The 13,573-nt window shown below is 72.8% G+C and carries 13 protein-coding genes; 10 read left to right on the plus strand and 3 right to left on the minus strand.

The window, feature by feature from the left end:
• Window positions 1-9 precede the first annotated feature (9 nt).
• Genes ACQEV2_RS32580 through ACQEV2_RS32590 form a run of 3 tightly spaced genes read left to right on the plus strand, consistent with a single transcriptional unit; the run spans window position 10 to window position 2,655 of the window.
• The gene (locus ACQEV2_RS32580; protein ID WP_433049507.1) at window positions 10-1,386 is read left to right on the plus strand and encodes an AMP-binding protein; all 1,377 of its coding nucleotides are present in this window, start codon (window positions 10-12) and stop codon (window positions 1,384-1,386) included.
• A gap of 31 nt (window positions 1,387-1,417) precedes the next feature.
• Window positions 1,418-2,254, plus strand: a complete 837-nt coding sequence (locus ACQEV2_RS32585; protein ID WP_433049510.1) for a phosphosulfolactate synthase — start codon at window positions 1,418-1,420, stop codon at window positions 2,252-2,254.
• On the plus strand, window positions 2,251-2,655 hold the full coding sequence (locus ACQEV2_RS32590; RefSeq protein WP_433049513.1) for a VOC family protein: 405 nt from the start codon (window positions 2,251-2,253) through the stop codon (window positions 2,653-2,655). Before ACQEV2_RS32585 ends, ACQEV2_RS32590 begins: the two co-directional genes overlap by 4 nt.
• 79 nt (window positions 2,656-2,734) lie before the next feature.
• Here the strand turns inward: ACQEV2_RS32590 and ACQEV2_RS32595 are convergent, their stop codons facing one another.
• Window positions 2,735-3,799: an alpha-hydroxy acid oxidase gene (locus tag ACQEV2_RS32595; RefSeq protein ID WP_433054934.1), complete on the minus strand. Its 1,065-nt coding sequence runs from the start codon at window positions 3,797-3,799 to the stop codon at window positions 2,735-2,737.
• 82 nt (window positions 3,800-3,881) lie between these two features.
• Window positions 3,882-4,964, minus strand: coding sequence for a 4-hydroxyphenylpyruvate dioxygenase (gene hppD / locus ACQEV2_RS32600; RefSeq protein WP_433049516.1), 1,083 nt, complete (start codon window positions 4,962-4,964; stop codon window positions 3,882-3,884).
• 202 nt (window positions 4,965-5,166) lie between these two features.
• On the opposite strand from hppD, the gene ACQEV2_RS32605 reads away from it, so the two are divergent.
• The 7 genes from ACQEV2_RS32605 (at window position 5,167) to ACQEV2_RS32635 (ending at window position 12,725) form a co-directional block, all read left to right on the plus strand.
• The gene (locus ACQEV2_RS32605; RefSeq protein ID WP_433049519.1) at window positions 5,167-6,711 is read left to right on the plus strand and encodes a PLP-dependent aminotransferase family protein; all 1,545 of its coding nucleotides are present in this window, start codon (window positions 5,167-5,169) and stop codon (window positions 6,709-6,711) included.
• A complete protein-coding gene (locus ACQEV2_RS32610; RefSeq protein WP_433049522.1) occupies window positions 6,708-7,613 on the plus strand; it encodes a prephenate dehydrogenase in 906 nt (301 codons plus the stop codon). Before ACQEV2_RS32605 ends, ACQEV2_RS32610 begins: the two co-directional genes overlap by 4 nt.
• Window positions 7,614-8,102: 489 nt before the next feature.
• Complete coding sequence (locus ACQEV2_RS32615; protein WP_433049525.1) at window positions 8,103-8,669, plus strand: hypothetical protein; 567 nt, start codon at window positions 8,103-8,105, stop codon at window positions 8,667-8,669.
• Window positions 8,670-9,255: 586 nt separating this feature from the next.
• Window positions 9,256-10,104, plus strand: a complete 849-nt coding sequence (locus ACQEV2_RS32620; RefSeq protein ID WP_433049528.1) for a peptidoglycan-binding protein — start codon at window positions 9,256-9,258, stop codon at window positions 10,102-10,104.
• Window positions 10,101-10,856 (plus strand): ABC transporter ATP-binding protein, encoded by a 756-nt coding sequence (locus tag ACQEV2_RS32625; protein ID WP_433049531.1) that lies wholly within the window; start codon window positions 10,101-10,103, stop codon window positions 10,854-10,856. Before ACQEV2_RS32620 ends, ACQEV2_RS32625 begins: the two co-directional genes overlap by 4 nt.
• Entirely contained in the window at window positions 10,853-12,100 is a 1,248-nt protein-coding gene (locus tag ACQEV2_RS32630) for an ABC transporter permease (RefSeq protein WP_433049534.1), read from the plus strand. The genes ACQEV2_RS32625 and ACQEV2_RS32630 overlap by 4 nt, the downstream gene beginning before the upstream one ends.
• 133 nt (window positions 12,101-12,233) lie before the next feature.
• The gene (locus ACQEV2_RS32635; protein WP_433049537.1) at window positions 12,234-12,725 is read left to right on the plus strand and encodes a PPOX class F420-dependent oxidoreductase; all 492 of its coding nucleotides are present in this window, start codon (window positions 12,234-12,236) and stop codon (window positions 12,723-12,725) included.
• Here the strand turns inward: ACQEV2_RS32635 and ACQEV2_RS32640 are convergent.
• Complete coding sequence (locus tag ACQEV2_RS32640) at window positions 12,716-13,471, minus strand: peptidyl-tRNA hydrolase (RefSeq protein WP_433049540.1); 756 nt, start codon at window positions 13,469-13,471, stop codon at window positions 12,716-12,718. The genes ACQEV2_RS32635 and ACQEV2_RS32640 overlap by 10 nt on opposite strands.
• Window positions 13,472-13,573 lie beyond the last annotated feature (102 nt).

Raw genomic sequence — 13,573 nt, forward strand, 5'->3', positions numbered from 1 at the left:
GCCCCGGCCGTGCGGGCGCAAGACATGGCGGGCGAGGGCACCCCGGGACTGCTGCCGGCGCTGCGCGAGGGCCGGGCCCGTATCGACGTCGCCGGGCAGCACCTCGAAGGAGACGAACTCACGGGCGCCGTCGGCGCGCTCGCCCGGTCCGTGGCCGGCGCCGACAGAGTGGCGGTCGTGGCACACCCGAGTGTCGCGACCGTCGTCGCCGTCGCCGGCGTCCTGACGGCCGGGGCCACCGCGGTCCCGCTGCACCCGGCGGCCGGCGCCCACGAACGCGCGCACATCCTGCGTGACGCCCGGGTCGACCTCGTCCTGGACGAGCCCGCCCTCACCGGCCGCGCGGCGCTGCCACCCGAACCGCCCCCCGACGAGACACCCGCGCTCATCCTGTACACCTCCGGTTCCACCGGACCGCCCAAGGGCGTCGTCGTATCGCGCCGCGCGATCGCCGCGAGCCTCGACGCCCTCGCCGCACTCTGGCAGTGGACCCCGGACGACGTACTCGCCCATGCGCTCCCGCTGTCCCACGTGCACGGCCTTGTCTTCGGCGGCCTCGGGCCCCTGCGCATCGGCTCCCCGCTCGTGCACACCGGCCGCTACCTCACCCCCGTACCGCACGCCACGATCTACTTCGGCGTGCCGGCCCTGTGGGGGTCCATGGGCGCGGCCGACCTGACGGACCTGCGTCCGGCACGGCTGCTGGTGTCGGGAGCGGACCGGCTGCCCCGCGCGGTCGCCGAGCGCGTCCTGCGGCTCTCCGGGCACCGGATCCTCAACCGGTACGCCATGACGGAGACCCTCGTCATCGCCTCCCCGCGCCCGGCGGACCTGCGCACGGACCTGCCGGTGGGCTCGGTGGGACACCCGGTCCCGGGGATGCAGGTGCGGCTGGACGACGCGGACGACGCGGACCAGGTCGGCGGGGCGGGCGCCGGCGGCGAGGTCCAGGTGCGCGGCAGCGGGCTGTTCTCCGGCTATCTGGGGCGCGGCCCCGCGGTCGACGACGACGGCTGGTTCGGCACCGGAGACCTCGGCGAGTGGCTGCCGGACGGATCGCTGCGGCTGCTCGGCCGCAAGGACACCGACCTGATCAAGAGCGGCGGCTACCGGGTCGGCGCGGGCGAGGTCGAGGACGCGCTCCTCGCCCACCCGGCCGTGGTGGAGGCGGCGGTGGTCGGCGTGCCCGACGACCGGCTCGGGCAGCGCGTCGCCGCGTGGATCGTGGCGGACGACCCGGACCGCGCCGACCTCGTCTCCTTCCTCGTCGGCCGACTCGCCCCGTACAAGCTGCCGCAGGAGATCCACGTGGTCGAGGCCCTGCCGCGCACCGCTCTGGGCAAGGTCCACAAGAGCCGGCTCGCGGCGGAACTCCGATCCCGATAAGTCACTGACCAGACAAGGGAGTTGGCAGGTCATGCCGCAGTCCTTCACACCGCAGCCGTTCACCGCGCAGGCCCTCACCCCGACGACCGCCCACCGTCCGCTGGAGCTGCCGGTGCGCGAGCCCAAGCCCCGCACCCGCGGGCGGACGATGGTCATCGACCCAGGGGCACCGCTGCGCTGGTTCGAGGACGTCGTGGAGAGCGCCGGAGACCTCATCGACCTGGTCAAGTTCGGCTGGGGAACGGCGCTCGTCACCGCGGGCATCAAACACAAGACGGAGGTGCTGCGCGAGCACGGCATCTCCTACATGTTCGGCGGCACCCTGTTCGAGAAGTACGCGCTGCGGGGCCGGTTCGAGGACTACCGCGGCCTGTGTCTGGAACACGGCTGCGACCGCGTGGAGGTGTCCGACGGCACCATCGACCTCGCCCCCGAGGACAAGTCCCGGTTCATCACCCGGCTCGCAGCGGACTTCGAGGTGATCTCCGAAGTGGGGTTCAAGGACCCGCACCGCTCCGAGTTGTTCGCGCCGAGCCAGTGGATCGCCGGGATACGGCGCGACCTGGACGCCGGGGCACGCTCGGTGATCCTGGAGGCGCGCGAGAGCGGAACCAGCGGCATCTGCCGGGCCGACGGAGAGCTGCGGTTCGGACTCGTCGAGGACGTACTCGACGCCGGTGTGCCCACGGATCTGCTCATCTTCGAGGCGCCGACGAAGACGCTGCAGACCTATTTCGTGAAACGGGTCGGCAGCGACGTCAATCTCGGCAACATCGCCCTGTCCGACGTGATCGCCGTGGAAACCCTGCGGCTCGGCCTGCGCGCCGACACGCTGCTGGACACCGAGGAATTGGGGGTGAACCCGTGAGGAATTCCGCAGACGCCTTTCACATCGCCGTGCCGGCCCACGATCTGGACGCCGCCGCGCGGTTCTACAATCAGCTGCTCGGCTGTCCGATCGCCCGCCGCTATGCCGACCGCGTGACATTCGACTTCTTCGGTGACCAACTCGTCTGCCATTACTCACCGGACGAACCGGTCCCGGCCCGCCCGCAGCTCTATCCACGGCATTTCGGCGTGACGTTCAAGGAATCCGCCGACTTCGACGCGGTGCTGCGCCTGGTCGAGGTGCGGAAGGTGCCGGTCTTCCAGGATGTGCGGTCCCGGTTCCAGGGAACCGTGGAGGAACACCGCACGCTGGTCCTGGTGGACCCGACCGGCAACCTCCTGGAGTTCAAGCACTACACCGACCCGCGGATGATGTACTGACCGCGGATGACGTGCTGACCACGGATGATGACGTACTGATCACCGATGATGACGCACTGACCACGGATGACGTGCTGACTCACGGCAGCCGCACCGCCCGCAGCTCCCGAGCACCCGCCGCCGACGCACAGCCGGCGAGCCCCAGCGCGTCGCGCAGCTCCTCGGCCAGCAGGTCGAGCACCCGCCGCACCCCGGCCTCACCGTCCACGGCGAGCCCCCACACCGGCGGCCGGCCCACCAGCACCCCCGACGCGCCCAGGGCCAGCGCCTTGAGCACGTCCGTGCCGCTGCGGACCCCGCCGTCCACCAGCACCTCGCAGGATCCCCCGACCGCATCGGCCACCGCGGGCAGCGCCTCGACACCGGGCAGCGCGCCGTCGAGCTGGCGCCCGCCGTGGTTGGACACCACCACGGCGTCGACACCGAGACGGGCCGCCCGCAGCGCGTCGTCCGGCGCGAGGATCCCTTTCAGGATGATCGGAAGCCGTGTCGCCGACCGCACTTCCTCCACGCAACGCCAGGTCAGCCCGGGGGAGAACGCCTCCGCCGTGTGCGCGGCCACCGCGGAACCGTCCCCGGCGCTCCGGTGGGCCGTCGAGGGCGCGCCGGAGGCCAGATGCGCGGCGCGCACATGGCCGGGCAGGGCGAACCGGTTGCGCACATCGCGCGGGCGGCGCCCCATCCATGGCACGTCCACGGTGAGCACCAGCGCCTCGCAGCCCGCGTCCTCGGCACGCCGGGCCAGGTCCAGGGAGCGGCCGTGCTCGCGCAGCCAGTACAGCTGGAACCAGACCCGCCCCCCGGCCGCCGTCACCTCCTCCACGGGCACGCTGCTCAGCGTCGCGACCGTGAAGGGCACGCCCGCGTCCCGGGCGGCCCGGCCGGTCGCCGACTCCCCGTCGGGGTGCAGCAGGCGCTGGTAGGCGACCGGCGCGACCACCACCGGCATCCGCGCCGGCCGCCCGAGCAGCGTCGTGTCCGTCGTGCACCCGGAGACGTCCCGCAGCACCCGTGACGTGACGAAGACCCGGTCGAAGGCCGCGCGGTTGGCCGCGAGGGTCAGCTCGCGGCCACTGCCGCCGGCGAGGAAGTCCCACACCTCGCGGGGAAGTACGGCCGCCGCGGCCCGCTCGACGTCGTCCAGGTCGTGCCACTCCCGCGGACCGGGCGCCGCGTCGAGGGCGCGGAACGTCCCCGGCCGCCGTGCCTCGCCCGCTCCGCCCCGGTCAGTGGGCGGCACGCCGTCCCGCCCGTTCCAGCTCCACGGCCTCGTACAGGGCCTTGATGTTGGAGCTGCCGAAGGTCTGCGCTCCTTGACGCTCGATGACCTCGTGGAAGAGGGTGCGGCGCGGGTGCGTGGACGCGGTGAAGACCTGGAACAGCTGGCCGCCGTGGTCCTCGTCGACCAGGAGGTTCGTCGTCCGCAGGTCCTCGAGCGTGTGCGCCTTGAGACCGATCCGCTCGGCCAGCAGGTCGTAGTACGTCCCCGGAGTGCTGAGGAACGTGACGCCGCGCGCCGCGAGCGCCCGCACCGAGCGGACGGCATCGTCGCTGGAGAACGCCAGGTGCTGGACGCCTGGCCCGTGATGGCTCTTCAGGAACTCGTCGATCTGCCCCGGCTGCGCCTCGGGGTCGGGCTCGATGAGCGTCAGGGTGACCGCCTCGGACACGGCGCTCTGCACGACCTTGGACTCCATCGCCTGGGCGCCGACGACGATGCGCTCCTGGTAGATCTCGCGGAAGCCGAGGGTCCGTTGGTAGAACCGGGCCGTCGTGTCGAGGTCGCCCGCGTCGAGGCACACGGCGAGGTGGTCGACGTCCAGGAGCCCCACTTCGCCCCCGGACGTGTCCGGTGCGCCCGGGACCGGCACGAACCCGGCCGGCAGCCCCGGGCCTTCACCGGGGGCGCGTTGCACGAGCGTGTGCACCACGTCGCCGAACCCCGAGACGGCGGCCGTGACGCGCGGCCCGTCGCCCTTGTGCCGGGTGGGCCGGCGCACCGGCTGCGCTCCGCCCGCCACCGCCGCGGCGAAGGCCGCGGACACGTCGGCGGTGCGCAGGGCGATGTCGGCGACTCCGTCGCCGTGCGTGGCGACGTACGCGGACGCGGGGTGCTGTGCCGAGGTCGCCGTGGTGAGCACGAGGGTCGTGCGTCCCTGGCGCAGGGCGATACCGCGGTGGCCGGCGAAGGAGCCGGTGCCGACGACGGTGAAGGCATAGCCGTCGACCCAGGCGGACACCGCCCGGTCGAGGTCGTCGACATACAACTCGACGTAATCGATGGCGAGATCGGTCAGTAAATCCGTCATGAGAGTCCTCGTACGCGGAGAGGGTGCGGATTCAAATTCCTCGGACCGCCGCCCGAATACGCCACGCGGACTTGGCTGTTCCATTTCCGTGGGCGCCTTTACCGCCGGACGGCGAGGTCGAATACTGCTGATGCGGCCCCGATCGTACGGAGGTCGGCCGATTACCGCATCTGTCAAAAATTCCCGACGAAGGACTCAGGTGATGGAAGTCCTGAAATCCGAGATCGTCCGGGCCGAGTTGTCCGCGGCCACCCTGCACGCCTCGCTCGGCGATGCGTCGATGGAGTCCATGACCCTGCTCAACGAGGTCGCGGGCACCTATCCGAACGCGATCTCCTTCGCGGCGGGCCGCCCCTACGAGGGCTTCTACGACGTGTCCCTGCTCCACGAATACCTGCGGATCTTCTGCCGGTATCTGAGCACCGAACGAGGAATGAGCGAAACGGAGGTCGCCCGTACGCTTTTTCAGTACGGCGACACCAAAGGGATCATCTCCGACCTCGTGGCGCGCAGCCTCGCCGCGGACGAGGGCATCGACGCCGACCCGGCGTCCGTGGTCGTCACCGTCGGCTGCCAGGAGGCGATGTTCCTGGTCCTGCGCGCGCTGCGGGCGAGCGACCGGGACCTGCTGCTCGCGCCGAGCCCGACCTACGTCGGCCTGACCGGGGCCGCGCTCCTCGCCGACCTGCCCGTCCTGCCCGTGCGGACCGGCCCGGACGGCATCGACCTCGACGACCTCGCCGACCGGCTGCGCGAGGCGCGCGCCGCGGGCCACCGCGTCCGCGCCTGCTATGTCACACCCGACTTCGCCAACCCGGTCGGAGTGAGCATGTCGCTCGCCGACCGCCACCGGCTCCTCGAACTTGCCGCTGCCGAGGACCTGTTGCTCCTGGAGGACAACGCCTACGGACTGCTGAACAGCGCCGTCGAGCGACTTCCCACCCTGAAGGCGCTCGACCGGCACGAACGCGTCGTCTACCTGGGGTCGTTCGCCAAGACCGGCATGCCGGGCGCCCGCGTGGGCTACGCCGTGGCCGGGCAGCGGGTGAGCGGAGCGTCCGGCGACTCGCTGCTCGCCGACGAGCTGTCGAAGATCAAGAGCATGCTCACGGTCAACACGGCGCCCATCGCCCAGGCGGTCGTCGGCGGCAAACTGCTCGCCCACGGCTGCAGCATGGCCCAGGCCAACCGCCGGGAGGCGGAGGTCTACCACCGCAACCTGCGCCAGGTCCTCGACGGCCTCGACCGGCGCTTCGGCGGGCACACCGACATCTCCTGGAACGCGCCGACGGGCGGCTTCTTCGTCGTGCTCACCGTCCCGTTCACCGTCGACGACGACCTGCTCGCCCACGCGGCCCGGCGGCACGGCGTTCTCTTCACACCCATGCACCACTTCTACGGCTCCACCGCCGGCCACCGGCAACTGCGCCTGTCCATCAGCACGTTGACCCCCGACCGGATCGAGGAGGGGCTGGACCGCCTCGCCGCGCTGATCGGGGAGCGGCTTGCCGAGTGCGGAGGTGTGGGGGCGGTTGAGCACGGAGGTGTGGAGGCGGCTGAGCACGAAGGTGTGGGGCTGGCCGAGCGCGAAGGTGTGGGGCTGGCCGAGCGCGGAGGCGTGGGGACGGCCGAGCGCGAAGGTGTGAGGACGGCCGAGCACGGAGGCGTGGGGACGGCCGAGCGCGAAGGCGCCGGGACGGCCGAGCACGAAGGCGCGGGGGAGACCCTCCCGAGTGGTGCGCCGTGACCATCCGCACGCTGGCAGTCGTCGGCACCGGCCTCATCGGCACCTCCGTGGCGCTCGCGGCGAGCAGACACCGCGTGACCGTCTACCTCGCGGACCGGGACGAGTCCGCCCTGCACACCGCGGCGGCCCGCGGCGCCGGTCGGGCCGAAACCCCTCCCCACCCCGTCGATCTGGCGGTCCTCGCGGTGCCACCCAGTCAGATCGCGCCGGTTCTCGCGCAGGTGCAGGCACAGGGCCTCGCCCGGAGCTACACCGACGTGGCGAGTGTGAAGGCCCGCCCCGAACGCGAGATCCTCTCCACCGCCCCCGATCCGTCCTCCTACGTCGGCGGCCACCCCATGGCCGGCCGCGAGCGGTCCGGCCCCCTCGCGGCCCGCGCGGAGCTGTTCCGGGACCGTCCCTGGGTGCTCACCCCCACGCGGTTCACCACCAAACCCGCCTTCGACCGGGCCCTGGGGCTGATCGCGCTGTGCGGCGGCGTACCCCGTGTGATGCGGGCCCGCGCGCACGACGACGCCGTCGCCCTGACCTCCCACGCCCCGCACCTGCTGGCCAGCCTGATGGCGGCGCGGCTGCGGGACGGTCCGGTGCCGGCGGCTCGCCTCGCGGGGCAGGGGCTGCGCGACGTCACCCGGATCGCCCGCGGCGACTCGCGGCTGTGGGGCGACATCGTGGAGTCCAACGCCGCGGCGGTCGCCGACGTCCTCACCCGGCTCCAGGAAGAGCTCGCCGGGGTGCTGGCCGCCCTGTACGACCTCGCCGAACCGGACGGCGGCGGCCCGGGCGGCCCGGGCCCGGAGACCCGCGGCAAGAGCAGGCACACCCTCGTGGACCTGCTGGAGCGGGGCATCGCCGGGGTGGGGGAGCTGTCCGACGAACGGGCCGACGGCACGGACCGCTGACCGCGGAGGACGGCCATGACCGGGAGCGGCGTCGAAGGTCCGGCGCCGTCGACCCGGCCGGGGTCAGGGGAGGCCGAGCCTTGTCGACGCCGGTCCGGGTATTTCAGCCCGTCCGGCGTTTGAGGACGAGGCCCTTTCGGGGCCGACGGTGGTCCAGGGGGCGGAGCCCCCTGGCGGGGTGGAAGGGGCGGAGCCCCTTCACGGATGGGACGGGTAGGGGCGGCGGGGGCGAATAAACGCAGTCCTGGCCGGCAAGGTTGCTCGCCTGGTGCATACCGTGGCGAGGTTCTGCCACCGCACCACCGCACCACCGCACCCCCGGACGCCCGCGCCGGCCCCGTCAGGCCCGCCGGCCCCGGCGCGACCGCCCGCAGACGGCGATGACGCCCGGCGTCGGCCCTGTCGATGTGCACGTCTGCGCCAGGAGCCTGTATCCGAGACGTTTGTTGTGTCCGCGCTGTGACCGCCGCCCGCGTAGAACTTGGCCCCATGCCCACTACTCACAAGCGAACCGCTTCCACCCTGCTCGCGATATCCGCGCTGCTCACCGGCGCCCTCCTGGCCGGCTGCTCCGACGAGGGCTCGTCGACGAACGAGGCGAAGGCGTCCGGCGGCGCCGAGGCTTCACCGACCAGCCCCGAGGACCAGGCCCTGGCCTTCTCGAAGTGCATGCGGGACAACGGCGTGGCCGCCTTCCCCGACCCGGAGCCCGGCGGCGGTCTGGCGCTCAGCCCCGACAGCGGCATCGACCCCAACTCGGCGGAATTCCAGCAGGCGTTACAGGCCTGCCGCGACAAGATGCCCCAGGGCCAGGTCGGCGGCGGCGGGGGAGGCGGCGGCGCGCTCGACTCCACGAAGGTCGCCGCCTGGGCGAAGTGCATGCGGGAGAACGGCCTGCCGAACCTCCCCGACCCGGAGATCAACGGCGGCAACATGAGCATCGACTTCGGGGGCAGCGGCATCAACCCCGGCGGCGAGGAGTTCCAGAAGGCGAGGATGGCCTGCCAGGACAAGTGGCCCGGCGGTGGTCTCACCGGCTCGGGCGGTGGCCAGTGACCGCACCCGACGAGACCCGAGAGCGGGAACACGACGCGGACACCGAGGTGCCGCACACGTCCGGCGACACCTCCGACCCACCGGGCCCCCCGGCCGTCGACGGCCCCCCGACCGCCGACGGCGCCCCGAACTCCTCGGCGTCGCTGGAACTGCACAAGCCGGCCCAGGTGTCGCCGTCGACCGCCGGGGACCTGGAGCCGAGGGCCACGACCACGCCGGACGCGGGCACCCGCCTCGGGAAGGACCTCGACACCGCCGCACCGGACACCGCACTCGCACGGACGGACGGTGACGACGCCGCGGCCCATCCGCCCACCCGCCGGCGCCGCCCCCTGCGCACCGCCGGAATCGTCGTTCTCGCGATCGCGGTGGTCGCCGGAGCCGGGGCCGCGAGCGCCGGTGTCCTCGGCGGCGACGGCGGTGGTACGGACGTAGCCGCGCCCGCCGCCCCGCCGAGCACCGCCGAGGTGAAGCGCACGACGCTCACCCGCAGCGAGACCGTGGACGGCACCCTCGGCCATGGCGACGTGTCGGCCGTACAGGCTCCGTCCGGCCCGCAGGGCGGTGGCGGGGAGTCGTCACGTGGGTGCCCGCCGAGGGCGACGTCATCGAACGGGGCGATGCCGTCTACCGGGTCGCCGAGCAGAAGGTCCCGCTCCTTTACGGCTCGATCCCCTTCTACCGGCAGTTGCAGGAGGGCAGCGAGGGCGCGGACGTGCGCATGCTGGAGAAGAACCTCGCCGCGCTCGGCTACACGGGCTTCACCGTCGACGACGAGTACACCTCCGGCACGGCAGACGCCGTACGCGACTGGCAGGACGACCTGGGCCGCGAGGAGACCGGCACGGTACGGCCCGGCGACGCCGTGATCGCCGAAGGTGCCCGGCGCGTCGCCGACGTGCGGGCGGTGCCCGGGGCGCCGCTGAGCGGTGCCGTGCTGACCTGGACCGGCACCGAGCGCGTCGTGAGCGTCGACCTCGACGCGCAGTACGAGGACCTGGTCCACAAGGGCACCAAGGCCACGGTCACCCTGCCCGACGACACCACCGTGCAGGCCGAGGTCACCGAGGTCGGCACACCGACCACCGGCCAGGACGCCGGGGCCTCCGGCGGGGGCTCGGGCAACGGCAGCTCCGGCGGCGACGACAAGGCCACGCTGCCCGTCGAGTTGAAGGTGGCCGAGCAGAAGAAGCTCGGCAGCTACCAGGCCGCCTCCGTCGACGTCTCCCTCAAGGCGGAGACCCATGAGAACGTCCTCGTGGTGCCCATCAACGCCCTGGTGGCGCGCCAGGGCGGAGGCTACGCCGTGGACGTCGTCCGGCCCGACGGCGAGGTGCGGCGCACCCCGGTCGAGGTCGGCATGTTCGCGGACAGCATGGTCGAGATCTCCGGCAAGGGCCTCACCGACGGCACGGTCGTGGGGGTGCCCAGGTGACCGGGACACCGGGCCCGGTCGTCGAACTCACCGGGGTCTCCAAGACGTACGGCGACGTCCGTGCGCTGAAGGACGCCGACCTCGTCATCCACCGCGGCGAACTGCTCGCCGTCGTGGGCCCGTCCGGCTCCGGCAAGTCCACGATGCTCAACATCATGGGCACCCTCGACAGACCCTCCGCTGGCACCGTCCGGATCGACGGATACGACGTGGACCGCCTCTCCGACCGGGAGCTGTCCGCACTGCGCGCCCAGACGATCGGGTTCGTCTTCCAGCAGTTCCATCTCGCGCCCGGCGTACCGGCGCTGGACTCCGTCGCGGACGGCCTGCTCTACAGCGGCCGTTCCCGCGGCGAGCGGCGCCGGCTGGCCGAACGCGCGCTGCGCAGGGTGGGGTTGGGCCATCGCCTCTACCACCAGCCGCACCAGCTCTCCGGCGGCGAGAAGCAGCGGGTGGCCATCGCCCGGGCGGTGCTCGGCGACCCGCCGCTGCTGCTCGCCGACGAGCCCACCGGCGCGCTCGACTCGCGCTCCGGCGCCGTGGTGCTCGACCTGCTCCATGAACTGCACCGGGCGGGCACCACGGTCGTCGTGATCACCCACGACCGGGACATCGCCGCCTGCCTGCCGCGCGAGGTGCGCATCAAGGACGGCGGCATCGAGTACGACACCGCACGCCGACACACCGGCGGACGCACCGGCGAACGCACCGGAACGCCCGCGACCGCGGTCCTCGAGGAGGCCACGCGATGAGCCTGACGACTCAGCGCCCGCCGCAAGGCCGGCCGGGCACCGCCGCGCGCCCCCGCCCCAAGCCCGCCCGGCTCGGCCCCGCCGACGTGCTGCGGGTCGGCGGATCCGGGCTGCGGTCGAGGCCGCTGCGGGTGTTCCTGTCGGCGCTCGGCATCGCGATCGGCATCGCCGCCATGGTCGGCGTGGTCGGCATCTCCACCTCGAGCACGGAGGACCTCGACCGGCGGCTCGCGGCGCTGGGCACCAATCTGCTCACGGTCACCGCGGGCCAGTCGTTCACGGGTGGCACCGCCCATCTGCCGGACGAGTCCGTCGACATGATCGCCAACATCGACGGAGTCACGGCGGTGTCCGCCATCGGCAGGACCGACGCCAAGGTCTACCGCAACGACCATGTCCCCAAGCAGGAGACCGGCGGGCTCACGGTGTCCGCGGCCCGCACGGACCTGCCGCGCAGCGCGGGCGTCGAGGTCGTCGACGGCCGCTGGCTGAACGCCGCCAACGCGCGGTACCCCGCCGTCGTCCTCGGCCCCAAGGCCGCCGAGCAACTCGGGGTCTTCCGGGCCGGCCCCGACACCCGGGTGTGGCTCGGCGACCAGTGGTTCACCGTCGTGGGCCTGCTCGCGCCCAACGACCTGGTGCCCGAGCTGGACTCCGCCGCGCTGGTCGGCTGGCCGGTCGCGGAGGAGGAACTGGGCTTCGACGGTTACCCGACGACCGTCTACACCCGCACCGAGGAATCGGCCGTGACCGACGTCCAGTCCGTCCTCGGACCCACGGCCAACCCGGAGAACCCCAGCGAGGCCAACGTGTCGCGGCCCTCGGACGCCCTGGAGGCGAAGCAGGCCACCGACGACACGCTGAGCGGTCTGCTCCTCGGGCTCGGCGCGGTCGCCCTGCTCGTCGGCGGGGTGGGCGTGGCCAACACGATGGTCATCTCCGTGCTGGAGCGCCGCTCCGAGATCGGCCTGCGCCGTTCCCTCGGCGCGACGCGCGGGCAGATCCGCACGCAGTTCCTGTGCGAGGCCCTGCTGCTGTCCGCGCTCGGCGGGCTGGGCGGCGTAGTCCTCGGCATCGCCGTCACCTCCGGATACGCCGCCTACCAGGGCTGGCCGTCGGTCGTGCCGACCTGGGCGATGGCGGGCGGCGTCGGCGCGACCCTCGTCATCGGCGGCCTGGCCGGCTTCTACCCCGCCGTCCGCGCCGCCCGGCTGCCGCCCACGGAGGCGCTGGCGACCACCTGACCCCCTTCCCCCGGTACCGCGGTGCCCCCGCCGCCTCCATCCCCCGTCGGCGGCGAGGGCACCGCTCAGCCATGCCCTCGCAGACCCGTCGGTCTCCCACCTGGACAGCCGCTCGCTCCCGTACGCTCGCCGCATGACAGAGCCCTCACACAAGGCCGGTGACGACGCCCTGTTCCAACTGCTCGGTCAGCAACGGATCGGCACGCTCGTGACCCTCAAGCGTGACGGCCGCCCTCAGTTGTCGAACGTCGGTTACGCCTACGACCCGGCGGCGCGCCTCATCCGGCTCATGGTCACCTACAACCGCGCCAAGACCCGCAACCTGCGCCGCGATCCGCGCGCCAGCTTCTTCGTCACCAGTCCCAACGGCTACGCCTACATGATCGCCGAGGCCCAGGCGGAACTGACGCCCATCACGACGGACCCGCACGACGCGGTCGCCGACGAACTCGTCGAGGTCTTCCGGGGGTTCCGGGGCGAGCACCCCGACTGGGGAGGCTTCCGCAACGCCATGGTCGCCGAACGGCGCCTGGTCGTCAGGCTTCCCGTGGAGCGCGTGTACGGAGCGGCCGGCCGCCGCCTGAGCGGACCTCGCGCCGGCTCCGCGCAGCCGGCTCAGCGGTAGGTCAGGGGTCGTCGTACCTGCGACGGCAGCGATCCCACACGGTGATGCCCCTCGACGGCGAAGGTCGTCCCGGGCGCGATCTCCGTGAACCCGGCGTCACGCACCAACGGCAGCCCACCGGCGGTCAGTTCACGCCAGCGCCCAGGATCCGCCGTCCGCACGGCCAGTGGGAACCCCGCCTCGCGCCAGGCACCCCGCTCCTCGTCCGACAACTCCCACCAGGCGAGCTGTGCCGCATGCCCCGCCTGCGCCATCGCCTTGCCGGCCGACATGTCGAGATGGGGATTCACCCAGAGCACGGGCGCCGACGGATCGGCGTCCCCGGCCGGCACCGGATCCTCGAGATGGGTCCCCGACACCTGCAGCTTCGCCAGCTCCTTGGGCCACCCGTCCAGGGGCACCGGCGGAAACACCCGCACCTCGGCCGACCTGCCGGCGACGGTGATCCCCGGCAACTCCTCCGCCCGCCGCCACTCGGCCCCCCGAGCCCGCCGCACGACCTTGCGGATACGGGCGTCCTCCCAGTCCCGTATGGCCTGCGCCCACTCACCGTCGCCGACGGACCGCTCGTCACTGAGGATCACCAGCACGGCGCGGGCGGCGGTTTCCAGGGCATCTGTACGGGCCGGAGGAGCAGCCCGCTCGATCCGCACGACAAGGGGCAGCACGAATTGCGGGGCGTGGTCACGTGCGCCGGGGTCGGACCGGAAGGGGCTGTCGTTCAAGGATGTCGGATCAGTGCTCACGCTCCCAGTCTGCCAACGCCGGGTGCGGCGGACCTCAGGGGCGCGGGGCGGTGTCGATGTGCGGCTCCGCCGCCTGGGCGCGACCAGCCCCGACGAGCCCGC

The sequence above is a fragment of the Streptomyces sp. CA-251387 genome, from assembly GCF_050936625.1.
In the GTDB taxonomy this organism is placed as follows: Bacteria; Actinomycetota; Actinomycetes; order Streptomycetales; family Streptomycetaceae; genus Streptomyces.

What these genes read in the sequence shown, in the direction of transcription:
- ACQEV2_RS32585 (WP_433049510.1), top strand. Translation starts at nt 1,418, where the DNA reads ATGCCGCAGTCCTTCACACCGCAGCCGTTCACCGCGCAGGCCCTCACC.
- hppD (WP_433049516.1), bottom strand. Translation starts at nt 4,964, where the DNA reads ATGACGGATTTACTGACCGATCTCGCCATCGATTACGTCGAGTTGTAT.
- ACQEV2_RS32605 (WP_433049519.1), top strand. Translation starts at nt 5,167, where the DNA reads ATGGAAGTCCTGAAATCCGAGATCGTCCGGGCCGAGTTGTCCGCGGCC.
- ACQEV2_RS32615 (WP_433049525.1), top strand. Translation starts at nt 8,103, where the DNA reads ATGCCCACTACTCACAAGCGAACCGCTTCCACCCTGCTCGCGATATCC.
- ACQEV2_RS32630 (WP_433049534.1), top strand. Translation starts at nt 10,853, where the DNA reads ATGAGCCTGACGACTCAGCGCCCGCCGCAAGGCCGGCCGGGCACCGCC.
- ACQEV2_RS32635 (WP_433049537.1), top strand. Translation starts at nt 12,234, where the DNA reads ATGACAGAGCCCTCACACAAGGCCGGTGACGACGCCCTGTTCCAACTG.